At 41.1% G+C, this 24,710-nt stretch carries 17 protein-coding genes; all 17 read right to left on the bottom strand.

Going from position 1 to position 24,710, the window contains the following annotated elements:
- Positions 1-62: 62 nt before the first annotated feature.
- Complete coding sequence (metK, locus tag D8805_RS00250) at positions 63-1,253, bottom strand: methionine adenosyltransferase (protein ID WP_125415032.1); 1,191 nt, start codon at positions 1,251-1,253, stop codon at positions 63-65.
- A gap of 180 nt (positions 1,254-1,433) precedes the next feature.
- Positions 1,434-2,777, bottom strand: coding sequence for a DEAD/DEAH box helicase (locus D8805_RS00245; protein WP_125415031.1), 1,344 nt, complete (start codon positions 2,775-2,777; stop codon positions 1,434-1,436).
- Between the two features lie 273 nt (positions 2,778-3,050).
- Positions 3,051-8,516, bottom strand: a complete 5,466-nt coding sequence (locus D8805_RS00240) for an SHIRT domain-containing protein (RefSeq protein WP_125415030.1) — start codon at positions 8,514-8,516, stop codon at positions 3,051-3,053.
- Between the two features lie 203 nt (positions 8,517-8,719).
- Positions 8,720-9,535, bottom strand: a complete 816-nt coding sequence (locus D8805_RS00235; RefSeq protein WP_125415029.1) for an endonuclease/exonuclease/phosphatase family protein — start codon at positions 9,533-9,535, stop codon at positions 8,720-8,722.
- Between the two features lie 51 nt (positions 9,536-9,586).
- Positions 9,587-11,773: a PTS transporter subunit IIBC gene (locus D8805_RS00230; RefSeq protein WP_125415028.1), complete on the bottom strand. Its 2,187-nt coding sequence runs from the start codon at positions 11,771-11,773 to the stop codon at positions 9,587-9,589.
- 227 nt (positions 11,774-12,000) lie between these two features.
- Complete coding sequence (ftsX, locus tag D8805_RS00225; RefSeq protein WP_125415027.1) at positions 12,001-12,927, bottom strand: permease-like cell division protein FtsX; 927 nt, start codon at positions 12,925-12,927, stop codon at positions 12,001-12,003.
- Positions 12,920-13,612 carry a cell division ATP-binding protein FtsE gene (ftsE, locus tag D8805_RS00220; RefSeq protein WP_000022257.1) on the bottom strand — a complete coding sequence of 231 codons (693 nt, stop codon included), beginning with the start codon at positions 13,610-13,612 and terminating at the stop codon, positions 12,920-12,922. The genes ftsX and ftsE overlap by 8 nt, the downstream gene beginning before the upstream one ends.
- Positions 13,613-13,630: 18 nt before the next feature.
- Positions 13,631-14,726, bottom strand: a protein-coding gene (gene prfB, locus D8805_RS00215) for a peptide chain release factor 2 (RefSeq protein ID WP_125415026.1) whose coding sequence is annotated in 2 segments (ribosomal slippage) — positions 13,631-14,653 and positions 14,655-14,726 — 1,095 coding nt in all. Because the reading frame shifts where the segments join, the coding sequence is not laid out codon by codon here.
- Positions 14,727-14,837: 111 nt separating this feature from the next.
- A complete protein-coding gene (locus tag D8805_RS00205) occupies positions 14,838-15,494 on the bottom strand; it encodes a CBS domain-containing protein (protein WP_000268641.1) in 657 nt (218 codons plus the stop codon).
- A 132-nt stretch (positions 15,495-15,626) separates the two neighbouring features.
- The gene (locus D8805_RS00200; protein WP_125415025.1) at positions 15,627-17,054 is read right to left on the bottom strand and encodes a cytosine permease; all 1,428 of its coding nucleotides are present in this window, start codon (positions 17,052-17,054) and stop codon (positions 15,627-15,629) included.
- Between the two features lie 459 nt (positions 17,055-17,513).
- A complete protein-coding gene (locus D8805_RS00195) occupies positions 17,514-18,941 on the bottom strand; it encodes a cytosine permease (RefSeq protein WP_125415024.1) in 1,428 nt (475 codons plus the stop codon).
- 1 nt (position 18,942) lies between these two features.
- A complete protein-coding gene (locus D8805_RS00190) occupies positions 18,943-19,128 on the bottom strand; it encodes a hypothetical protein (RefSeq protein ID WP_084970853.1) in 186 nt (61 codons plus the stop codon).
- A 1-nt stretch (position 19,129) separates the two neighbouring features.
- The gene (locus tag D8805_RS00185) at positions 19,130-20,908 is read right to left on the bottom strand and encodes a phosphotransferase (RefSeq protein ID WP_125415023.1); all 1,779 of its coding nucleotides are present in this window, start codon (positions 20,906-20,908) and stop codon (positions 19,130-19,132) included.
- 410 nt (positions 20,909-21,318) lie between these two features.
- Entirely contained in the window at positions 21,319-22,029 is a 711-nt protein-coding gene (locus D8805_RS00180) for an ABC transporter ATP-binding protein (RefSeq protein WP_000062210.1), read from the bottom strand.
- On the bottom strand, positions 22,029-22,793 hold the full coding sequence (locus D8805_RS00175; RefSeq protein ID WP_001186011.1) for an ABC transporter ATP-binding protein: 765 nt from the start codon (positions 22,791-22,793) through the stop codon (positions 22,029-22,031). The genes D8805_RS00180 and D8805_RS00175 overlap by 1 nt, the downstream gene beginning before the upstream one ends.
- Positions 22,793-23,749: a branched-chain amino acid ABC transporter permease gene (locus D8805_RS00170; RefSeq protein WP_125415022.1), complete on the bottom strand. Its 957-nt coding sequence runs from the start codon at positions 23,747-23,749 to the stop codon at positions 22,793-22,795. Before D8805_RS00170 ends, D8805_RS00175 begins: the two co-directional genes overlap by 1 nt.
- Before the next feature lie 3 nt (positions 23,750-23,752).
- Positions 23,753-24,622, bottom strand: coding sequence for a branched-chain amino acid ABC transporter permease (locus D8805_RS00165; protein WP_000941418.1), 870 nt, complete (start codon positions 24,620-24,622; stop codon positions 23,753-23,755).
- Positions 24,623-24,710 lie beyond the last annotated feature (88 nt).

Raw genomic sequence — 24,710 nt, 5'->3', positions numbered from 1 at the left:
GACCAGCCAAAAGCTGGTTTTCTTTTGCAAAAAGCTTGGTAACATTACCAAGCTTTTTCATTTTATTTCACAGCTTCTTTCAAAGCATCTACCTTATCCAAACGTTCCCACGGAAGGTCAATATCTGTACGTCCCATATGTCCATAAGCCGCTGTTTGACGGTAAATTGGACGTTTGAGATCCAGCATTTGGATAATTCCTGCAGGGCGAAGGTCAAAGATTTGACGTGCTGCTTTCTCAAGCTTGCTTTCAGCTACCGTTCCAGTGCCAAAAGTATCGATACGAACAGAGACAGGCTGCGCCACACCGATAGCATAGGCCAATTGCACTTCTGCCTTCTTAGCAAGGCCTGCTGCAACGATGTTCTTGGCAATGTAGCGAGCTGCATAAGAGGCTGAACGGTCCACCTTCGTCGCATCCTTACCAGAGAAGGCACCACCACCATGGCGAGAGTAGCCACCATAGGTATCCACGATAATCTTACGACCAGTCAAACCGGAGTCTCCTTGAGGTCCACCGATTACAAAACGACCAGTTGGATTGATGAAGAATTTGGTTTGCTCATCCAAGTAAGAAGCTGGGATAACCTCTTTGATGACCTTGTTAATCACATCATTGTGAATTTGTTCATTGCTAACTTCTGGGTCGTGCTGAGTTGAAATAACGACTGTGTCCACACGTACTGGACGGTCATTTTCATCATACTCAACTGTTACTTGTGATTTAGCATCTGGACGCAGATAGCTGATTTCACCAGACTTACGAAGTTCTGCCAAACGACGAACCAGCTTGTGGCTGAGTGAAATTGGCAATGGCATGAGTTCTTCTGTTTCATCCACTGCAAATCCAAACATGAGACCCTGGTCACCTGCTCCAATCAAGTCAAGTGGATCTTGATCTGCATTTCCACGAACCTCCAAGGCTTCGTTGACCCCTTGGGCGATATCCGGTGACTGCTCAACAAGCGATGGATGAACTCCAACTGTTTCCGCAGAAAAACCATACTCTGTATTGGTGTAACCAATCTCTGCAATGGTATTACGAACCACACGGTTAATATCCACATAGGCATTTGTAGAAATTTCACCAAAAACATGGACTGAACCAGTATATACAGCAGTCTCAGCAGCAACGTGCGCTTCTGGATCCTCTGCTAAAATAGCATCCAAAATCGCATCTGAAATTTGGTCTGCAATCTTATCCGGATGCCCCTCAGATACAGATTCAGACGTGAATAATTTACGTTCTGACATAAAAATGTCCCCCCTTAAAAAATATTGTTATAGAGTTACAAAGTACTGATAGAAATTTCTACCATCTTATCGGGACTATATAACCTTATCATTATACCACTTTTTACTTTTTTTTGCAGTATTTTTGAAAAATCATAAAACAAAGTTAGAAAAAGGAGCCATTCAGCTCCAATTTTGTTCTTAAAATGTTTGGCGTTTGGCTTTACGCTCGGCACGACCACGTGCACGATTTTCAGCACGCTTGGTTTTGCGACGTTTTTCATCCACCGCCCATTTGATTTTCTTCTTATAACCCGGTTTAACTTTTTTCTTTTTCTTTTTGACCAAGCCAATCATTTCGATATCAAGCTTATCCTGCTTCTTTTCACGATTGGCACGACGATCACGGTCATAGGTATCTTGAAACTCTCCGTCTTTGACCATCTTAGGAGTAAACTTAATCCCTAATTTCTCCAACTCACGGATATCCGAGTCATCACTAGGCTGGTAAAGGGTAATCGCTGTACCAGGAAGACCATTGCGTCCAGTACGTCCAACACGGTGAACAAAGAAGGACAAGTCTTGCGGAATGGCATCATTGATAACATGGCTGACCCCTTCAATGTCAATTCCACGCGCTGCCAAGTCTGTTGCGACAATGTACTCAAAATCCAGATTTTTCACCTGATTCATAATCCGCTTGCGCTCTCGAGGTGCAATATCTCCATGAATCTTAGCCACCTTCAATCCTTGAGCAGTCAAATAAGAATGCAATTCATCAGCACGCGTCTTGGTATTCACAAAAATCATTGCCAAATAAGGTTGCATGACTTGAGTCAACTCATAAATCTGAGCATTCTTATCTCGTCCCTTGGTCGAAACCAACCAATTATCAATCGTATCTGAGATAACTGTTTTAGTCTTGATTTTTTCCATGACAGGATTTGACAAGTATTTTTTCAAGAAGGGCTGCAACTTCTGCGGAATGGTCGCTGAGAAGACCATGAATTGCAAGTCTTTTGGAAGACTTCCAGCAATCTTATCAACGGTTTCCAAGAATCCCATATCCAAGGTCATATCGGCTTCATCAACAACAAAAGTCTTAGCCTTGTGAATAGCCAAATCACCAGATTTGACCAAGTCATAGATACGCCCTGGAGTCCCGATGACAATATGGGGTTGGTTGCTGGCAAGTTTTTCAATCTGACGCGCCTTATCCGTACCGCCAACATAGTTAACCACACGGACTTCGACATCTGAGTGGGCCGCAATCTGACGAGCTGCTTGGTAAATCTGAGTAGCTAACTCACGACTTGGAGCCGTAATGACCGCTTGCACACTATCACTAGTTTCATCTAATTGCTGGAAAATTGGTAATAAGAAAGTATGAGTCTTTCCTGAACCTGTTTTTGACTCACCGACCAAGTCACGACCTGCCAAGACAATAGGAATTAACTTATCTTGAACCTCTGTCGGAGTTGTAAATTTCAACTCCTCCAAAGCCTTTTCTATATAGTTTTTAAACTGAAATTTCGTAAATGACATATTATCCTCAATTCTATTCTTCCAACCATTATACCATATTTTGTTCTTTTTCTGTAGCCACACTTATCTGACCTATCACAAGGCTCTCAATTTCTCCAAATACCAATCTTAGACTTAAGATCACACATTTGCTTTCTATCCAAAATGCAAAAAGAGAAGACCGAATTGGTCTTCTCTCAGCCTTTAGCTTGCGACTCAGATAGATTTGTTAAACAATCAAGCAGGTGCTTAAGAATCTTTTAAAAGTCGAAAGTTTCTAGATAAAATTAGTGCTTAATCATCTTCACGCTTGCGACCAAGAAGCAACGCTGCTAGACCTGCAAGAAGAGAGCTAGTCATTAGACCAGTGAGTGAAAGCGGTGCAGTGCTACCTGTATTTGGCAATGTAGCTTGTTTTTCCTTTTCTCCTGCTGGACTTTGAGCTGGTGGATTCTCTTCAGGTTTTCTTGGTTGAAGTCTATTTGCCTGATTATTATCGGAACCCTGCTCTCCTCCTGGATTAACTGGTGGAACTAGATTTGGTTGAGGTGCTGGTTGTGGTTGTGGACTAGGATCTTGCTTAGTTTCAAAGCCCCACTTACCGACGAAGGTTAGATTTGCCCCCTCTTCCACTTCTTGGTAACCTAGGAATGTCCATGTACCATTTGCAACAGCTACCTCTACAGGCATCGGTGCTTCTGGAACAAAAGCAATCGCTGCAGAAGAACTTGTAGTATATGTTCCACTTTGTGGAAGTAAGCTCAATACTTCTGCTGGCAAGTTGTTGTCTGCTGTAGCACTCTCGAAGCGGTAAGTCACCTTATAGGTTTCAGTTACCGGTGCAGGCAAAACATTAACTGGTACAGGAACTTCAGTAGAAGAACCATCTGGATAATCAACTCGTACTTTACCTGTGTAAGTTCCTGATTTTGTTGTGTCAATTTGACCTGCAGGTGTGATATCAACTACCTTAGTGCCAGCTGGAAGGCTTGACAAGTTCGTCACATTATCGGTCAAGTCAAGTGTTTGTCCAACCTTGATAGTTTCTTCCGTTACTTGAGGCGTATAAATTTCAGCATTTGTCGGATTCGCCTTGAATTCCCACTTACTGACGAAGACTACATTAGCCTTGTTGACAACGGCGCTAGCTGCGTCATAACCCTTGAAGGTCCATGTGCCGTCGTTCACTGCGTCGGTGTAAGTAGTTTGAGATGGTTGCTGAGCGGAAACAGAGGCACCATTCACATAAGTTGCACTGTCGCTTGGAGTCAAGGCTGCGATGGCTGCTGGAAGAGCTTGACCTGCTGTCTCACTCTCGAAGCGGTAACTTGCTTGATACTTGTTAGCTTCAAAGGACCATTTCCCTACAAACTCTACATTTGCCTTGTTCACGACTGCATTGGCTGCGTCATATCCCTTGAAGGTCCAAGTGCCATCGTTCACAGTATCTGTGTAAGTGGTTTGGGCTGGTTGCTGAGCGGAAACAGAGGCACCATTCACATAAGTTGCACTGTCGCTTGGAGTCAAGGCTGTGATAGCTGCTGGAAGAGCCTTACCTGCTGTTGCGCTCTCGAAGCGGTAAGTAGCTTGGTACTTGTTAGCTTCAAAGGCCCATTTCCCTACAAACTCTACATTTGCCTTGTTGACAACGGCGCTAGTTACGTCGTAACCTTTGAAGGTCCAAGTACCGTCGTTCACAGTATCTGTGTAAGTGGTTTGGGCTGGTTGTTGAGCGGAAACAGAGGCACCATTCACATAAGTTGCACTGTCACTTGGAGTCAAGGCTGCGATGGCTGCTGGAAGAGATTTCCCTGCTGTCTCGCTCTCGAAGCGGTAAGTTAATTGGTACTTGTTGGCTTCAAAGGACCATTTCCCTACAAACTCAACATCGGACTTGTTGACCACAGCGCTAGCTGCGTCATAGCCCTTGAAGGTCCATGTGCCGTCGTTCACTGCGTCGGTGTAAGTAGTTTGGGATGGTTGCTGAGCGGAAACAGAGGCACCATTCACATATCTTGCACTGTCACTTGGAGTCAAGGCTGCGATGGCTGCTGGAAGTGCTTTTCCTGCTGTCTCACTCTCGAAGCGATAAGTAGTTTGGTACTTGTTAGCTTCAAACTTCCACTTACCTGTGAAAGTCAAATCAGCTTTTTTCACAATCTTACTTTTGGCATCGTAACCAACGAAAGTCCAGGTACCATCGTTCATATCATCTTTGTAAGTCGTTTTAGTCAACTCTTCTGGTACAACTTTTTGCATGTTGTAATAGCTTGAGCCATCTTTTGGTGCTTTCTTCTGGATAAATTCAGGCAAATCAACACCAGCCGTTTCGCTTTCAAAAGTATAGCTTACATGATGCGGTCTAGGCGTTGCTTCCCAGATACCTGTAAATGTCACGCGCTTGCCATTATAGGTCGCATTCTTCTGATCGTAACCTTTGAAGGTCCAGACATAATCTTTTTCTTCTTCAACTACTGATTCTTTAGCAGGTTGTTTGGCTACAATAGTGTCTCCAACCTTATAAGAAGCTTCATCACTTGGCAACTCTTCTAAAATACTTTGTGGCAATGGAACACCTGCTTTAGATGATTTGAATACATATTCTGGATTTGGAGTAGGTACCCAGCTTCCAAGGAAAGTCTGTCTGCCTTTTCCTACAACGATTTTTTCTTTATCGTATCCTGCAAATGTCCAAGTTACCTTGTTTGCTGTGTCAACATAAGTCGTTTCACTTGGTTGTTCAGCGTCTACTTCTGTAAGGAACAGACCGCCCATCTTATAATCAATTGGGTTTTTCGGAGTCAACTTGGTGATATGATCTGGTAATACAAAATCAGGATTAGTTGATTGGAACTGATAGTCTATACCATTTGGCGTAAAGCTCCAAGATCCTGTAATGGTCTTCACTTTCGTATCTGCAATAGCTTTTCCGTATTTATCCGCATCAAAACCATGGAAGGTCCATGTACCTGTCGGAACAGTTACTGTGGTGGTGTCAAGTTTGCTTGCATCTTTGTAATCGTCAGCTCGTGCAACGAAATCAGTGCCAGCTGGAAGCATCTCGCGAATCTTATTTGGAAGAGGATAAGCAGGAGTCGAGTTAGTAAATTTATACTCTAATCTATAGATCGTATCAGACTGATTGGTAGGAACCAAAATCCATTTCCCTCTAAAGATAACGTCTCCTGCCCCAACTGTTTTCACACGTGGAGAAATAGTCGTATTATCATCTTCATAGTAGTCATCAAAGACCCAAGTCCCTCTGCCATCAGGATCCTCAAATCTTGTTTTAGATGGCATTTTAACGCGAGCTTTTTCACCCTTGACAAATTCTCTTTCGTAAGTGATTAGATTATACAAAGTTGATGGCGGATAGATCGTTTGACCAGAATCATCTTTTGAATCTGTATAGAAGTCATAGTAAACACTATGCTTGGTCGGTAAAAATTTCCAATGAACCGTGTAGGTAGAATCCTCATCGTCAGCTGGCTTCTCAACTTCCTCCTTTTGCTGAGGAATCTGCTGAGCAACCCATGTACCATCATTTTCATTATCGACGTATGAACTGAGATATTGAATTTCATTAAAGACATTAGCAGAATAATCTGATGGAGAAGTCGTGATAGGAGCAGGGATTTGGGCCTTCAAATCATCAGGAATGGTCTTCCCTGGAGTATCACTCACAAAGTCAAAGGAAACTGTCTTATCTCTGTGTGGTGTGAAGGACCAGCTACCTGTAAAGAGGACGCCAGCTTTATTGACTACCTTTTTATCCTTGTCATAGCCTTCAAATTTCCAAGTACCTTTATTCTCAAAGTCCATGTAAGTCGTCTTCTCAGGTTTTTTTGCCTGAACAGTAGCACCATCAACATATGTCTCTGTGCTGATTGGCGGGAAGGTTCTGAGTCCATCTGGTAGAGCTAGGCTAGGGTCTTTGCTGACATACTCATAGTTTTCTGGGTACTTTTTCTCTTCAAATGTCCAAGTACCTGTGAACTTGAGATTCCATCCATCGTGCTCCCAGTCGCTCACTGGTTTTTTAGTAAAATCGTAGCCTTTAAAGTGCCAAGTCCCCTTCTTGTCCTTATCTTCATAGGTTTCTTGAATTGGTCTAACAGACTGAACTATATCCTTGCCTTTCGGGTATTTCTTTCTATCTGCATACGCCCACTCATCCATATAAACAGGCTTCAGATTATTAATCTCAGCAGGTAGTTCTTTGCCAGCCGTTCCACTGACAAACTCATAAGTCGGTTTCCGAGGAACTGGTGTAAATTTAAACATCAATGGTATTGTAACTTTTGGTATTTCCCCATATGTAGCCGCCCGCTCTAGTTCACGACTGAAGGTTAAATCTACTACATCTTCCTCAAAGGTCCAATTTCCTTCATTTTCCGCATCATAAAAGGGTTTGTAGACACCTTGAACTTCATCGTAGCGAAGCAAGGCTGCTACCGTATCCCGTATATCTTTAGGTAAATGCTCATCACGTTTATCAAACTGATTGAGAGAAAGCTTGTAATCATATAGCTTACTTTCTAGATCTTTTATCTCCTTAGGAAGAGGTAATTTATATTCGTCACGTGAGGTCTTAGGACTACTTGGTAAATGATAAAAATTCTCAAAATCGTGCTGGTTCATAGGCTTGTAGGATACAGTGACATCCTCAAAGTATTTCCAAGTTCCTACGAACTCTACATCGCCATTGTTTGCCACTTTACTTGGAGCATCAAAGCCAGTCAAAGCCCAATAGCCTTTTCGGTTAGGATATTCTTCTGAAGTATAAAAAACATAGTGAAATTCTTGTGCTTTTACTACTTCACCCTCAGCAAATCTTCTTTTATCTTCTGGGCTCCAATTTGCAACATAAGATGGCGGAGTTTTCCCAGGTGATCCATTAACTGCTCTATAGGTAGCCTTGTATGGTGTTGGTGTATATTCCCACTTACCTGTGAAGAAAACATCATCTTTGTCAATCACCTGACTATCATGGTCATAGCCCTTAAAGGTCCATCTACCACTTCCATCATACTCTACATAAGTTGTTTCAGTTGGCTGGATGGCCTTTACTTTATCGCCCTTTTTGTAGATTTTTGTGTCTTCTGGCTTCAAGTAGTTCAGAGTAAGCGGAGTTGTTTTTCCTGGTGTAGCACTTTCAAACTCATAAAGTGCCGAGCGAGGAGTTTTATCCTGATCTGGGATGACTTTCGGATTTTTATCACGAAGACCTGAATTGACAAAGGTTACGAGATTGCGATAAACTTTATCAATCTCTTCTTGCTTTGTTGCAGTTTGAAGCACGCTATCAGCAGCTGCCATCACGCCATTCAAGATTTCTAGACTATCGTCTGTCTTACTTGAAAAGTCCTTGCTGCGCAAGTTTTTGAGGTAGTTCTCTAAAGTGCTCTTGTTTAGACTAGCATTTACTGGAGTTGCTTGGGCAGTGCCTGTAGCTGGCTGAGCATTTCTAAAACCAGTAGATGCTATCGCTTCACTTGTCTCTGCTACCGCAGATTCAGAAGATTTCAAAGCAACTTGGCTTTCTTTCTGAGGCTCTGCTTGCTCTGTTGCAGAAGAGCCCACCGAGACCTGATTCTCTGCTTTATTCTCCACTTGTTCAGTAGTTGCAAGCTCATCAGCTTGAGCTACTTGAGCGACTCCAAGCGCCGCAGGCGCAAACAAAAATCCAATCGCAAGGGACACAGTAGCAACTGACAATTTGCGGATTGAATATTTTATCTTTCTATCCTGAAAAAACATTCCAGTCCTCCTTTTATTTCATAATTTCATTCTATCATAAATAGTTAATATTAGCGATTTTTTTTGACCGTAAATTTTTAAAAACTTATTTATGGATATTTCCTCATAATATACAAATATACAAAAAACTCCTTCTCCAAAATAGTAATTATAGGGATTTTTGTAAAAAAATGAAAGGAATCGCTCCCTTTCATTTTTTACTTTTATTTCCAATTTAATACCGCGTTCAAACCATAATGATCGCTGACTTGTGGACTATTCTGACCATCAAAAACTACATGCAAGCTTTCTACTTCTAACTCTTTCGTTGTAAAGACATAGTCAATTCGAAGCGGTTCGGTATTTCCTTTCCAACCATCAATTTCTGGTGGAACGGTATAGCTACCGCTTCTCTCTTTCGCAACTTCAAAAGCATCTTGCAAATCCAGTGGACTAGCTAAAATCGCTTGGTAGCCTTCCTGACCAGCTGGATTATTAAAATCACCTGCTAAAATCAGAGGTTTGTTCAAAACTTTCAGCACAGCTTCAAATCGTGCCCATTCTTCTTGGAAACCTTTATCCCACCAAGAGAGATGGACGCTTGCAAGAGCAAGCTCCTTGCCTTCAACTTCTGTCTCTGCCAAGGCGACACGGCGAGTATGGTAGTCCGTTGGGTCATCTACATCAGACACTAAAATTTCACGCGCCTTAATAGGCGTTTTAGATAAGATTGCCACACCTTCATGGTAGCGGTCATAGCCGATATGATTGTAAGCCCAAGTCCAGTAGTAATTCTTCCCTTTCTCAGACAATTTTTCAACTAAAAGTCTAACATAGTGGTCTTGATGAATGGGTTCTGCCGCTGGTAAAGCTTGATAAAGATGATCAACCTCTACCTCAGGCGAAGTAATTTCTTGATTGATTTCTTGGAAGCAAATCAAATCATAGTCTTTTTCAAGAATATCCTGGAGTAAGAGCTGGAATTTTTCTTCTGCTTCCTTCTCCATCCAACTGTGGGTATTGAGTGTTAAAAATTTCATGCTTTTCTCCTAAAACAAGAGGTTGGAAAACAGCTTCCAACCTCAAGTATATTACAATTCTACTTTAGCAACTGCTGTTTTAGCTGCAAGAGAACCAGTTTGTTCTAATTTAACAGATTTGAGAACATCTCCATTTGTGAAGACAACCACTGTTGAAGTTTCACGACCTGCTGCACGGATAGCATCCAAGTCAGCTGTAACAAGAAGATCACCAGCAGCAACCTTTTGTCCTTCAGAAACGTGAACTGTGAATGGTTTACCTTCAAGGCTTACAGTATCCAAACCGATGTGAACAAGTACTTCAAGACCTGCTTCAGTCACAAGACCAAGAGCGTGTTTTGTTGGGAAGATACTTGATACAGTACCAGAAACTGGAGATACGATATTTCCATTGGCTGGTTCTACTGCAAAACCATCACCCATCATTTTTTGAGCAAAAACTGGGTCTTTCACTTGTTCCAAGGCAATGACTTGACCATCAGCTACTGAGTAAACTTCCTCAGTTACACCCTTAAAATGTACAGTATTTTGTTGGGCTTCTGTCATTTGACTTGGAAGAGTTTCAGGAATTACTTCACCTGAGTCAAGGATATCTTGGATATCAGATTTCAACACGTCAGCTTTTGGTCCATAGATAGCTTGGACACCTTGTCCTTTCATGACAAGTCCCATAGCTCCTTCTGCTTTCCATTCTTCCTCAGTACCAACGCGATCTGCATCCTTAACAGTTACACGAAGACGAGTCATACATGCATCTACATCTACGATGTTTGCACGACCACCAAGAAGGTTAATGATATTTACAGCTTGAGAAGCAGCGGCAACTTTTGTTTCACCTGAAGCTGCATCTTCTGATGCTCCTTCAGCAGTTTCATAGTTTCCGTTACGTCCTGGAGTTGCGTAGTTGAATTTCTTAATCATGAAGTTCGCGATGAAGTACATGATTACAGCAAAGAGGACAGTTACCCAGATAAAGTTAATAATATCCATACCAAGACCAGCGTTGATAGCTAGCGGAGTACGAGTCAAGAATTCAATTGAACCGAATGAGTGCATACGAAGGTGAACAATATCCGCCATAGCAAAGGCAGCACCTTGAACAAGAGCATACACTAGGTAAAGAGGTGTTGCGATAAACATAAACATATACTCGATAGGTTCAGTAACCCCTGTCAAGAATGTTGCAAGGGCTGTCGCAATCATCATACCCTTGTATTGGTGTTTCTTGTCAGCATCAACATTGCGGTAGATAGCAACGATGACACCCATCAAGATACCGAATGAACCGATCATTTGACCAACTTTGAAACGAGCTGGAGTGATAGTTGTAAGAAGGTGTTGGTATTGGTCAGCATTTGAACCTTTAAGGTTAACAAGGTCTGTTACCCAAGCAAGCCAAAGTGGGTCTTGACCAAATACTTGAGTTCCTTTAGCTGCACCAGTAAGGATTTCGTATGTTCCACCAAGAGCTGTATAGTTCATTGGGATTGTCAACATGTGGTGAAGACCAAATGGCAAGAGCAAACGTTCCAAGGTACCATACAAGAATGGTGCGAGAACTGGAGCAGTTTCTTGAGAGTTGGCAATCCAAATACCAAAGTTATTGATACCTGTTTGAACTACTGGCCAGAAAGCTGCAAGCACAATTGCTGCAATAGCTGAACGAAGGATGACAACGAATGGTACGAAGCGTTTCCCATTGAAGAATGAAAGCGCATCAGGAAGTTTACGGTAGTTGTAGTATTTGTTAAAGGCAGTTGCCCCTACAAAACCAGAGATAATCCCTACAAAAACACCCATGTTCAATGCTGGTGCTTCAAGAACACTGATGAAGTAATCAGCAACTTTGATTGAGCCACCAAAGAGAGTAGTGACCATAGCCTCAGGGTTTTTCAGCATATCACTTGTAACTCCAAAGATAGTACCTGTGATACGGTTAATCAAGATGAAGGCAAGCCCGGCTGCAAATGCACCACCTGCACGTTCTTTTGCCCAGCTTCCCCCAATAGCAAGGGCGAACAAGATATGAAGGTTACCGATAACCCCCCAACCAATTTGCTCAAGGATCCCACCTGTAATCACTAGAGGAGCAAGATTTGGGTCGATCATCACGATTGATTTACCGATTGAGATCATCAATCCAGCCGCTGGCATAACGGCGATAACCACCATTAGAGCCTTACCGAATTTTTGCCAAAATTCGAAAGACAAGACATTTTTGAATGTAGCTTTCATCATTCAAATCTCCTTTATTTTATTTAGGCAAACGTTTTACGAAAACGTTTGCACTTGTTTATACTTTAATTATACCACTTTTATTTTTTTTGTAAAGGCTTTTATAAAAAAAATTTCCGTTTTTCTTAAATTTTTATACAAGGCTAAAAGAAAAAAGAGAAGCTCAAGAAAACTTCTCTTTTAAAATTGTATTATTTCTGATTTGGTCTGCAAGTTGCATTTATATCCAACTAGATCTTCAAGAATCGACGCATTGAAATGCCTGATCCAATTGCCCCAATGAAAATACCAATCACAAACAATAGGACTATCATCAAAGGGATAAACACATCTGGTGTAATCATTGACAAGTTTTGCCCCACCAAGGATTTATTGACAGATTGATAAACCATATTATAAACAAAGAATACAAGGACTGAAGGAATAGCTGCTCCAAATAAACCGATAAAGGCACCTTCAAGTAAGAATGGTCCTCTAATGTAGCCATTTTTAGCTCCTACTAGACGCATGATTTGAATTTCACGGCTCCGAGAAATAATGGTAATACGGATAGTATTAGAAATCAAGAAAACCGCAATGAAAATCAAGAGCCCTGCAATAACCAATCCCCAAACACGGATAAAGGAAGCCAGTTCGAAAAGTCGTTGAGTGTTGGCACCACCGTCTTGAACCTCAGATACCCCTTCAATTTTCTTGGCCTCTTCTGCTACTTTAGGAACATCACTCGGAGTATTGGTATCAACGATATAGGCATCATAGAGAGGATTGGCATCCCCTTCAAAGACCTTCCAGTCATCCCCCATCGTTTCAGTCAATTTTTGATACTGCTCTTCCTTGCTTGAAAAAGTGACATTCTTAACACCTTGCATGGCTTTTAAGGCATCATAAACCTTGTGATAGTCATTATTGGTAACTGTCTGACCTTCTTTTTCAATCGTTTCACTATTATCTGCTACATCCTTACGAATGTAAACCATGACACGAACGTTGTTTTCAATATCGGTAGCCAGCTTGGCTGTATTAAAAATTACAGATGCAAACAGGGCAACCAGAGTCAAGGTAATCATAACCGAACTCACTGCTGCTACTGTCATCCAGCCATTTCGTTTTAAACTTTTTAATGATTCAAATAAATGGCGAAAAAATCTACTAATCATCGTATCCATATTCTCCTTTAGCTTCGTCACGAACGACACGGCCATTTTCAATGGCAATGACACGGTGGCGCAAGGTATTTACAATTTGACTGTTGTGGGTCGCCATCAAGACAGTAGTACCTTGGAGATTGATGCGTTCCAACAGATTCATAATTTCCCATGAATTATCTGGGTCCAAGTTTCCTGTCGGCTCATCGGCAATCAATACCTTAGGATTGTTCACAATCGCACGAGCAATCGCAATCCGTTGCTGCTCTCCACCTGAGAGTTCGTTAGGGAAAGAGCGAACCTTGTGTTTCAAACCGACCAAGTCCAAGACTTCCATAACACGTTTTTTGATGTTGCGACGGTTCTCTCCGATAACTTCCATTGCGTAAGCAATATTCTCATAAACAGTTTTCTTAGGCAAGAGTTTGTAATCTTGAAAGACTACCCCAACACTGCGACGGAGTAGAGGGATATCTTTCTTCTTGATTTTAACCAAATTAAAGCCTGCAACTGTTAGGCTCCCTTTTTCAATCTTTACTTCTCGATATAAAGCTCGAATAAAGGTTGACTTCCCTGCTCCAGAAGGCCCAACGATATAGGCAAATTCTCCTGGTTCAATACTAAGAGAGACTCCACGAAGAGCAGTCGTTCCGTTATCGTATTTTTTGACAACATCTCGCATTTCAATGATTGACATGTGAGTTCCTTTCTATTCTTAGCTGATTCGCCACTTGAGATAAGCGTCGATGAAACCATCAAGATCTCCATCCATAACCTTATCTACCTGAGCGACTTCAAAGCTCGTACGGTGATCTTTTACCATGGTATAAGGTGTGAAGACATAAGAACGAATCTGACTTCCCCAAGTGATTTCTTTTTTCTCACCTTTGAGGGAATCGACTTCCGCAGCTTTCTTTTCTTGCTCCATCTGATAGAGCTTAGCTTGCAACATCTTCATAGCACGATCTCTATTTCCATACTGGGTACGATCGACTGTCGATTGAACGACTGTCCCCGTAGGAATGTGCGTCAAACGCACACCAGTTGAAACCTTATTGACGTTCTGTCCACCAGCACCACCTGAACGGAAGGTATCCATTTTGATATCATCTTCACGAATCTCCACTTCGATGGTATCATCTAACTCAGGCATAACCTCAACAGATGTAAAAGAGGTATGGCGACGTTTGGCAGAGTCAAATGGTGAAATACGGACCAAACGGTGAACACCCATTTCCGACTTGAGTAGGCCATAAGCATTTGGACCTTCAAAGGACAAGGTCACCGACTTGATACCTGCTTCATCACCAGCCTGGTAATCCAAGACTTCTACTTTAAAACCTTTGGCATTTCCATAACGAGTATACATACGGAGCAACATATCGCCCCAGTCCTGCGCTTCAGTACCACCAGAACCTGGATGGATTTCCAAGATTGCATTATTATGGTCATAAGGTTCTGACAAGAGAAGCGTCATCTCGTAGCTGGTCATCATCTTGTCCAGTTCTGTCAACTGTTCGACCAGTTCATCATGGACTGACTCGTCTTCTGCTAAAAAATCCAATAAAATTTCAACTTCATCCTGCAACTCTTCCATTTTACGGAAGGTGTTGTAGGTATTTTTTAATTCATTTAATTCTTGCGACGTTTTTTGGGCCGCGATATTATCGTTCCAAAAATCAGGTTCTGTCATCTTGTTTTCCAAGATGGCAATCTCTTCCTCTAGTCCTTCGAGGTCAAAGAGACCTCCTGAAAGAAGCTAATTTTTCACGATTTGCGTCAATTTTTTGACGAATTTCTGAAATGTCCATAAATACTCCTTTATTCACATCGTTTCATTATACCACATTCTCTCATTTCTTTCCATATTTTGCTTGTTATTTCAAATTGTATACAAAAAAGAGGGCTTTCACCCTCCATATTTATAACTTTTTAGCAGAGGTTCGAGCAATCTCCTCTACTTGGATACCTTGCGCTTCAAATTTCTCCTTCAGGAAGGTTAAATCAATCGTCCCATCAATTTGAACTTCAATCACGACCTTACCATCCTTGCGCGGAATATTGACTGTATGTGAAATATTCAGATTTTCTTCTACAATCAAGGTCACAATCTTGCCCAAAACTCCGACTTCATTTTCCGTAATAAACCGAACACGAATTCCTTCCTCGCCGTAGCCAGCGATTTCTAGAAAGGCTTGAAAAACATCGCGATCTGTAATCACACCATAAACCTGTTGGTTATCCACAACTGGAAGAATACCGATTTTATTCTTCAACATGAGATAGGTCGCATCTTCTAGACTAGCATAACCTGAGACTGTTATGACATCCCGAATCATGACGTCTTTGACTTTGGTCTTATTGAGAAGATAATTCATCTCATAGATAGAAAGACTAGTCGCTTTAGATGGACTGGCCTCAGCAATGGTTCCTTCTGTTACAAGACCAACCAATTGATCATTTTCGATAACAGGTAAACGGTGCAAGCCTTGCTCGCGCATCAAATCTGCTGCATGTGCTACAGTCGTATCTGGACTGATATAAACTACCTTGCGGGTCATAAAATCTTTAACTGCCATGAGACTTCTCCTTCTTTATTGCTACTATAATTATACACTTTCTTACAAAAACTATCAAACGCTTTCATCTCTTTTTCAAGATTTTGTAACATTCAATCACAAAAAAAGAGAGAACCAAAGTTCCCTCTATCCTTAAATAGTAACTGAATCTCTATCCTTAATCATATAGCATTTTAAAGGAGTTAAGCTAGCTAGCCAGTACAATAGACCACCAAAGATCGCAGTAAAGCCACTACCAGTTGTGAGCAAGAACATAGGACTCTGGATATGCTTTGTTATAGGATTGTAAACAAATAGTACTGCAACTAACAAGGAAATGATTACACAAGATAATCCTACCAGATTAAATCCTTTGGTAAACTCATAGGCGTCATGTCCTTCAAGGAAATAGGCTGAACGCAAATCGAGTTTTCGTTTTCTTAAGATAAAATAGTCAACAACGATCATTCCGATAATGGGTCCTTGAATATAGGCCGCCAGCGAGATGAAGGAACCGAAGTATTCATCCACTCCTCCCCAAATCGTAAGTAGGCTCACATAAACCATGGCAATCCAAACCATTAGTTTATAACTTACTTTGGGCATCCCGCTTTTTACAATCATACAGTTCACATACGATCCTGTACCCTGAGTTCCAATATTGGCAAAGGCTACTAATAGTAAACTTAAAAGCGCAAAGGCTGGTGTGCTTAGAGTTGAAAGCATGGTTGTTGGGTCACTTTCATAGACACCTGTTTTGACAAACATAGCCAAAGCCATGACTCCACCTGTCGCAGCAAAGAATGGCGCAACAACCCCGTATGACAAGGCTGTAGCCCAATAGCCACTGCGTTCTGATTTTGCCAAACGTGGTAAGACAAAGGCTTGTGTAGACCAAGAAAAGGCTACGGCCACATTTCCTTCCCCTGACATCATAAAACGTTCAATCGGTGTCAAATTTTCTTGGATGGCAGGTTGGACATTCATAATATCCCTAATCGGAACCGCAACAAAACAGATTCCAACGATGATTAGCCCAACAAATAACAAGGCAACCACCAGAAAGCGATTAGTGCCTTTAATTACCTCTGGCCCCCCAAGAGCAATCAGCGTTCCAAGGAGAACGCAGAGGGTACCTAGAATCGGTGCCCATACCCCCTTGTCTAAACCAAGTCCAAAATTATTTGCCAAATGGATCATGGAGCTGGCAAAAAGATTGGCGGTAACGGCGTACCAACCAAAATTTGCCAGACTAATCACGGTTGATAGAACGGCCACCCCTTTTCTACCTAGAACGGCTCTCAACCAAATCCATAAATCAATTCCATATTTAACTGCAAACAAGATTGGGAGACATTCGATAAAAACCCAGATAATGTTGAAACTAAAAATATTAATCAACATTTGATTAAAGGTCAAATATTGAGCCACATAGGCTCCTTGGGTATAACACCAAGTTGCGATAGCAAAACCACTTGTCGATAGGAAGAGATCCCAAAAAGAGTATTGGCGATCCTTGTTGGTCATGGGAACGATTCCCGTTATGGTCTCCTGTTGAATGAAGTCATTCATCTTGGACATTTTATTGAATACCTCCTGTCATGGCTAGGATAATCAGAATATGATTGACTAGAATCATATCAATTACTTATGTAAAATAAACTTTTAAGAAAGGGGGGATAAATACACATAGATTAAGGCTTTCATTTTTTAGTTTCACCTACAACTAATTGTTCAAGTTCAATACCAATTCTCATTTTGTCAGTCCTTCGACTAAAAATTAATTTTAGTTGACCATACTGCCCACTATAGTTGTACTAAATATAGAGAAACTTTCCTAATAGATTTACTTAAAATAACCCTCACAAAAGAGTGATAGTATGATGTTCCAAACACCTGAGCTAGATAGCTGTATTTCGTTTTCACGTTTGGAATTTCTTCTACAGAAATTTCAAATACCTGTTCAGCCTATTCTACCGTATCAATAAAGATTTTATAAATTCTCTAGTAAGGGGGACGTTTCTAATCAATCCTCTATCCTTAAATCGTAACGGAATCTCGATCCTTGATCATATAGCGTTTTAATGGAGTTAAGCTAGCTAGCCAGTACAATAAACCTCCAAAAATCGCAGTAAAGCCACTACCCGTTGTGATTAAAAAGATTGAGCTTTGAATCTGTGCTGTTACAGGGTTATAAACAAATAGTACTGCAACCAACAAGGAGATAAAGACGCAAGACAAGCCAACTAGGTTAAATCCCTTAGTGAATTCATAGGCGTCATGCCCTTCAAGGAAATAGGCTGAACGCAAATCGAGTTTTCGTTTTCTTAAGATAAAGTAGTCAACAACAATCATTCCGATAATGGGACCCTGAATATAAGCGGCTAGTGAGATGAAGGAACCGAAGTACTCTTCCACTCCTCCCCAGATTGTAAGTAGGCTCACGTATACCATGGCAATCCAAACCATTAGTTTATAGCTTACTTTTGGCATCCCACTTTTTACAATCATACAGTTCACGTACGATCCTGTACCCTGGGTTCCAATATTGGCAAAGGCTACTAGTAGTAGACTTAAGAGAGCAAAGGCTGGGGTGCTTAGAGTTGAAAGCATCGTCGTTGGATCACTTTCATAGACACCTGTTTTGACAAACATGGCTAGAGCCATTACTCCACCTGTCGCAACAAAGAATGGAGCGACAACCCCGTATGATAAAGCTGTAGCCCAATAGCCACTGCGTTCTGATTTTGCCAAACGTGGCAAGACCAGCGCCTGTGTAGACCAAGAGAAGGCAAAGGCTACATTTCCTTCCCCAGAAAGCATGAAGCGTTCTAGTGGAGTTAAATCTCCTTGGGTCGCTGGTTGAATGTTCATAATGTCAGTAATAGGAACGGCGACAAAGCAGATTCCAACGATAATGAGACCGACAATCAACAAGGCGATTACCAAGAATCGATTGGTCCATTTAATCACTTCTGGACCTCCCAGCGCAATCAGCGTTCCAAGGAGAACACAGAGAGTACCTAAAATCGGTGCCCATACTCCCTTGTCTAAGCCAAGTCCAAAATTATTCCCTAAATGAATCATGGAACTGGCAAAAAGGTTAGCTGCAACGGCATACCAGCCAAAGTTAGCCAAGCTAATAATGGTTGATAGCAGGGCTACTCCTTTTTTCCCTAGGACAGCCCTCAACCAAATCCACAAATCAATTCCATATTTAACCGCAAACAAGATCGGGAGACATTCGATAAAGACCCAGATAATATTAAAGCTAAAAATATTAATCAACATTTGATTAAAGGTCAAATATTGAGCTACATAGGCTCCTTGGGTATAACACCAAGTTGCAATGGCAAAACCACTTGTTGATAGGAAGAGATCCCAGAAAGAATACTGACGATCCTTGTTGGTCATGGGAACGATTCCCGTTATCGTCTCCTGTTGAATAAAGTCATTCATCTTAGACATTTTATTGAATACCTCCTGTCATGGCTAGTATAATCAGAATGAGGTTGACTATGACTAGGGCGATGACTATAGTAAAATCACTTTTTAAAAATGGCTGAGCAAACACATAGTTTGGAGATTCCATTTCTTCTAGCCTTCTTTTTGTTTCATGTGCTACTAATTCTTCAATTTCAGATGTCGGTTTCATCTCAATTCTCCTCTAAGTATAAATCTAATGCAAGTTTTCCATACTGCTTGGTATAACGATACCAGATATAAAGAAATTCACCTACTGGTTTTCCAACGCTTTCTTGGAACAGGGCCCACAAAAACCAATAATATGAAGTCACTGAGACATAGGCAAAGTAGTGGCGTTTGGTTTTCTTATCTGGAACTTCTTGTAAATAGATTTCAAGCACCTTTTCAGCTTCTTCCACTGTATAATTTGAACACCCGATAAAGGTTCCTAAATCTCCTGCTGGATCTCCCATACCAGAATATTCCCAATCAATCAAGCTCATTTCTCCAGCTTCATTCAACAAGAAATTCGGGCTATAAGAATCTCCATGGCAGAGAACCTTTTTCGCTTGATCTTCTTGTAGAAGCTTCTCGAGAACTGAGACATTCTGATCCAACTCTTCAAGCCCATCAAATTCAAAACGATTGCTAGCCTTTAATTTTTGTCTAAAATCATCAATTCCCTCAAATTGATTAAAAGAATGATCCGTTTTTTCTCCAGATTGGTGCAAGCGTCTCAAGAGCTCCATTGCTTTTGCTACATCATCCCAATTATCATAATCTAGTTGCTTAGCGTTAGGGATAAATTCTGAAATTTTCCAGCCCTCATCCTTGTTCATAGCGACAAAAGTACGGTCAATCTTCAATTTTGCAGCAATTTCCATGGAAGCCGCTTCACTAGCACGATCGATATAATTCTCCGTTCCTCTACCTGGATGACGGTAAACATATTTCTTTCCTAGGCAGTCAAATGAAAACGAAGTGTTGGTTAGACCATCTTTCAGGGGTTTAATATTGACAATATCTGAAGCTATACATCCTAATGTCTTACAGATGTTATCAATGATTTCCGAATTAGTATTCACCAAATAGTGTTCATCAAACTGACGCAACTCATCTAGTGAATCAAACTCCTTAACAATGTCTGCTGAATAATGTCGAGCTTCCAAAGGAAGCTCCTTGACGTGACGACTATAATAATCTTCCCAGAGTTGTTCGCGATATGGTTCGTGCTTAAATTCAGTTTCTAAAATATCTACGAATTTTTCACTAAATGCACGATCAAAATAAACATGCCCTACCATAGCCCAAGTATTCGTCCCACCGATTTGAATATCGATAATCGTGTGATTGGAGTCTTCCTTAGAGCAGTATTCGTCTGTGTCCCCTTCTGCAAATATTGTAGAATAATAACCTCTGTAAATGTATCGTTCAAACGGATTTTCCACAAAATAATTATCCGACGAACAAATATAAGTGTTAGAAAGTTGATCTCTGACTAGCATGAGAGAAGAACAGTTATTGTACTTGTAGTAATCATTATTCACAACGATTTTAACGCCAAACTTTTCTGCCAGATAGAACATTTTTTCTTGCAGATATCCTACAATAACTGTAATGTCCTCTATCCCAGCTTCTTGCAATTGCTTGATTTCTCTCTCAATCAAACGCTCACCTTTAACTTGGAGAAGCCCTTTTGGAAGTTCATAAGATAAAGGAGCAAAGCGGCTACTCATGCCTGCAGCCATGATAATGGCATTCTTCACCTGATACGGAGCTAAAGCATCCTCACCTAGGTCAGTTAAAAGATTTTCCTCACTGATCCACTTCTCTTCTTTACATTCCTTGAGAAGATTATTTACTGTCCCCAAAGAGATGTCTAACTGTTCAGCCAATTGTCTCTGCGTAAAGTTTTCGTCTTTGTGAGTCAACAAAAAACGTAAAAGTTTAAATTGTTTTTCTGATAGCATATCCTCAGCCTCTTTGTTCAATATTTTTGTTTATTTAATTATATGATGAACACGTGCTTTTGTCAAGTTAGATTCTATATTAAGAAAACGGATGCTCAAATCAGGCCCATCAAAATAGTAAGCAAACGAAAAAAGAGCCCCAAATTGGAGCTCTCCAAACTTATATGCCAACTAAAAAGGTCCCCCGGTTTATAGGGGAATTGCTTGCGCAACTCTCATCCACCGACTAAAACAATCCACTGGATCTGATGATTGCTACGCAATCTCTATCTGCCGACTAAAAAGGTCCCCCGGACTATAGGGGAATTGCTTGCGCAATCTCCATCCACAACCTAAACTAGTCTCCCAGACCAGAGGAGAATTGCTTGCGCAATCCTTATCCGCCGACTAAAACAATCCACTGGATTGTTTTAGCCACCTAGGTATGCTTTTCTGACTTCGTCTGATGCTGCGAGTTCTTTTCCTGTTCCTGATAGGACAATCTTTCCTGTTTCAAGTACATAACCACGGTCAGAAATAGCAAGGGCCTTGTTAGCGTTCTGTTCAATTAGGAGAACCGTTGTTCCTTGCTTCTGAATATCTTGAATGATATCAAAAATTTCTTGGATAAAGATAGGAGCAAGTCCCATTGATGGCTCGTCCAAGAGAAGGAGCTTAGGCGTAGACATGAGAGCGCGTCCCATAGCCAGCATCTGCTGTTCACCACCTGAAAGGGTCGCCGCATCTTGGTTTTTGCGTTCTTCAAGACGTGGGAAGCGTGAGAAAACTTTTTTCAAGTTAGCTTGATTTTCTTCACGATTTTTCTTCAAGAAAGCTCCCATTTCTAGATTTTCCATAACAGTCAAGCCTGGGAAAACATGGCGTCCCTCAGGAACTTGTGAAAGGCCACCTGCCACGATTTTTTGCGCTGGCATCTTTTGAATTTCTTTTCCTAAAAACTGAATTTTACCAGCACTTGGACGAACCAAACCTGAAAGGGTGCGAAGAATGGTTGTTTTACCAGCGCCATTGGCACCAATCAAGGAAACAACTTCACCTTCATTAACCTCGAAACTTACATCACGAACTGCTTGGATCATACCGTAATGTACAGATAGGTTTTCAACTTTTAACATAGACATTAGGCTTCACCTCCTAGATAAGCTTCGATAACACGTTTGTTGTTCTTGATCTCATCCGGAGTCCCATGAGCAATCAACCGACCATATTCAAGAACATAGATACGCTCAGTGACTTCCATAACCAAATTCATGTCGTGTTCGATGAGCATGATGGTAATTTTAAATTCGTCTTTGATACGACGGATCAATTCTGTCAATTCAGCTGTTTCTTGTGGATTCATCCCAGCTGCAGGTTCATCCAAAAAGAGGATCTTAGGTTCGGTTGCCAGAGCACGAACGATTTCTAATCGACGTTGTTGACCATAGGCCAGATTTTTAGCAAGTGTATCTGCATCGCCATCCAAATCAAAAATCTTCAGCAAGTCCAACGCTTTACTTTTTAATTCTTCCTCATTCTTATAGAAAGCGGGCAAGCGTAGAAAGCTAGCGAGGACATGTTGTTTATGATGATTTCCAAAAGCGATGAGAACATTGTCTAAAACTGTCAGATCCTTGAACAAACGAATATTTTGGAAAGTACGACTGAGACCAAGTGAAGCAATCTTATAGGGAGTTTTCCCATTTAGGAGGTGACCATCTAGTGTCACTGTACCTTCGCTCGGTTCATAAACACCAGTCAAGAGATTGAAAAGGGTTGTTTTACCAGCTCCGTTTGGTCCAATCAAACCAACCAATTCTCCCTCGTTCAATTCAAGAGTGACATCTCCAACAGCTGTTAGACCGCCAAAATGTTTGGTTAACTGTTTAACTTCAAGTAATGCCATTAGTTTTGTCCCTCCTTCTTCGATTTTTTAAAGAAACGTGATAGACTCAATTCCCATGTCCCAAGAAGTCCACCTGGTCTGAAAATCATGACCAACACAAGAGCCAAAGCATAGATGATCATACGCACGCTAGCTACATCTTGAAGGAGCATATTCAAAATTCCTAAAACAATCGCTGAAACGATGGTACCAGTAATAGATCCAAGTCCACCAAATACAACGATAATCAATACGTTGATGGAATTAATAAAGGTGTAATCTTTTGGGACAACAGATCCGATAAAACCAGCCTGAAGTGAACCAGCAATACTTGCTGTAATGGCACCAAAGACAAAAGCGATAATCTTGATCTTTGTAGTGTTTACCCCAACGGACTCTGCAGCAATCTCATCCTCACGAACAGATAAAGTAGAGCGTCCAATTGGACTACGTAAGAAGTTGAGGGTTGCAATAGTTGTGATAATTACAAAAAGATAAACCATCTGCCAGTTGGTAAAGTTTGGAATACCTAAGATACCAGCAGCACCATTGGTCAAACTGCCACCATTAATGATAAAGATACGAATGATTTCTGAAACACCTAGTGTCGCAACAGCCAGGTAGTCACCCTTCAAGCGGAGTGTTGGAATCCCAACGAGCAAAGCGACTGCACCAGAAATCAAGGCACCCAAGATCATTGCTCCAAAGAAGGCACCATAGGTTGGTGATTTTGAACCAATAATCGCTGCTGCATAAGCCCCAATCGCCATAAAACCTGCATGGCCGAGTGAGAATTGTCCTGAAAAGCCAACGATTAAGTTCAGACCTACTGCAAGGATGATATTAATCCCAATTTGTTCTAAAATTTGGACATGGAATAGATTGAGAACACCAGCAGAAACCAATACGCTAATCAATCCATAACCTGCTAACAGAAGGAATAACCAGAGAATATTTACTTTAAGATTTGTCTTCATTGTTTACACCTTCTCTTTCACATTCTTACCAAGGATACCTGCAGGACGAACAATCAGAATCAAAAGTAAGATTCCATATACGATAGCATCACGGAAATCAGACATACCAAAGGCAGTTGCAAATGTTTCCAACAAACCAATAACAAATCCCCCTAGAGCTGCACCAGGAATAATCCCGATACCACCAAGAACGGCCGCAACGAATGATTTTAGACCTGGAGTCACACCCATCAACGGTTCAAGAGAGTTGTAGTAAAGGGCAATGAGGACACCTGCTGCACCAGCAAGAGCTGAACCCAAAGCAAAGGTAAAGCTGATTGTACGATTTACATTAATTCCCATCAATTGAGCAGCGTCACTATCAACTGATACCGCACGCATAGCTTTCCCCATTTTTGTTTTTTGAACAATCACTTGCAATAAAATCATCAGGAGTAAGGAAACTGCTAAAATCATTAACTGGACGTTTGTCAAGCTGATTGGCCCCAAATCATAGCGAACTGTTTGAATGGCTTGAGGAAAGGCACGAGTATTGGCGCCTACTAGATAAACCATTCCGTATTCCAGTAGGAAAGACACTCCGATGGCAGTAATCAATACAGCAATACGTGTAGAGTGTCGCAAAGGACGGTAGGCAAGAAATTCAATCACAACACCAAGCAGTGCGGTTCCTACCATTGAAATAATCAAAGCTAAAAAGAAATTCATTTGGAAAGAATTAATCAAAAAGTAACCAATAAAGGCACCCATCATATAAATATCACCGTGGGCGAAGTTGATGAGTTTGATAATTCCATAAACCATGGTATAACCCAGGGCCAAAAGTGCATAAACACTACCCAGAATTAAACCATTCACAAGTTGTTGGAGCATAGCATTCACTCTTTTCTATCGTTATTTTTAGAAAATTTCTCAATTTTCACAAGTTCATAAACACCGAAACAGGGAGTGAGTCAAAGGC

Source organism: Streptococcus oralis subsp. dentisani (assembly GCF_003944205.1).
Classification (GTDB): domain Bacteria; phylum Bacillota; class Bacilli; order Lactobacillales; family Streptococcaceae; genus Streptococcus; species Streptococcus oralis_BH.
Note: the sequence above shows the minus strand (reverse complement) of the source record. Positions and strands in the feature narration are given on the sequence as shown.

Bases quoted from the DNA above. Each gene is read 5' to 3' on its own strand.
- D8805_RS00205 (WP_000268641.1), bottom strand. From the start codon at position 15,494: ATGGCAGTTAAAGATTTTATGACCCGCAAGGTAGTTTATATCAGTCCA.
- D8805_RS00235 (WP_125415029.1), bottom strand. From the start codon at position 9,535: ATGAAATTTTTAACACTCAATACCCACAGTTGGATGGAGAAGGAAGCA.
- D8805_RS00230 (WP_125415028.1), bottom strand. From the start codon at position 11,773: ATGATGAAAGCTACATTCAAAAATGTCTTGTCTTTCGAATTTTGGCAA.
- D8805_RS00180 (WP_000062210.1), bottom strand. From the start codon at position 22,029: ATGTCTATGTTAAAAGTTGAAAACCTATCTGTACATTACGGTATGATC.
- ftsX (WP_125415027.1), bottom strand. From the start codon at position 12,927: ATGATTAGTAGATTTTTTCGCCATTTATTTGAATCATTAAAAAGTTTA.
- D8805_RS00245 (WP_125415031.1), bottom strand. From the start codon at position 2,777: ATGTCATTTACGAAATTTCAGTTTAAAAACTATATAGAAAAGGCTTTG.
- D8805_RS00190 (WP_084970853.1), bottom strand. From the start codon at position 19,128: ATGAAACCGACATCTGAAATTGAAGAATTAGTAGCACATGAAACAAAA.
- D8805_RS00195 (WP_125415024.1), bottom strand. From the start codon at position 18,941: ATGTCTAAGATGAATGACTTTATTCAACAGGAGACGATAACGGGAATC.
- D8805_RS00170 (WP_125415022.1), bottom strand. From the start codon at position 23,749: ATGAAGACAAATCTTAAAGTAAATATTCTCTGGTTATTCCTTCTGTTA.
- ftsE (WP_000022257.1), bottom strand. From the start codon at position 13,612: ATGTCAATCATTGAAATGCGAGATGTTGTCAAAAAATACGATAACGGA.
- D8805_RS00185 (WP_125415023.1), bottom strand. From the start codon at position 20,908: ATGCTATCAGAAAAACAATTTAAACTTTTACGTTTTTTGTTGACTCAC.
- D8805_RS00165 (WP_000941418.1), bottom strand. From the start codon at position 24,622: ATGCTCCAACAACTTGTGAATGGTTTAATTCTGGGTAGTGTTTATGCA.
- D8805_RS00200 (WP_125415025.1), bottom strand. From the start codon at position 17,054: ATGTCCAAGATGAATGACTTCATTCAACAGGAGACCATAACGGGAATC.
- metK (WP_125415032.1), bottom strand. From the start codon at position 1,253: ATGTCAGAACGTAAATTATTCACGTCTGAATCTGTATCTGAGGGGCAT.
- D8805_RS00175 (WP_001186011.1), bottom strand. From the start codon at position 22,793: ATGGCATTACTTGAAGTTAAACAGTTAACCAAACATTTTGGCGGTCTA.
- D8805_RS00240 (WP_125415030.1), bottom strand. From the start codon at position 8,516: ATGTTTTTTCAGGATAGAAAGATAAAATATTCAATCCGCAAATTGTCA.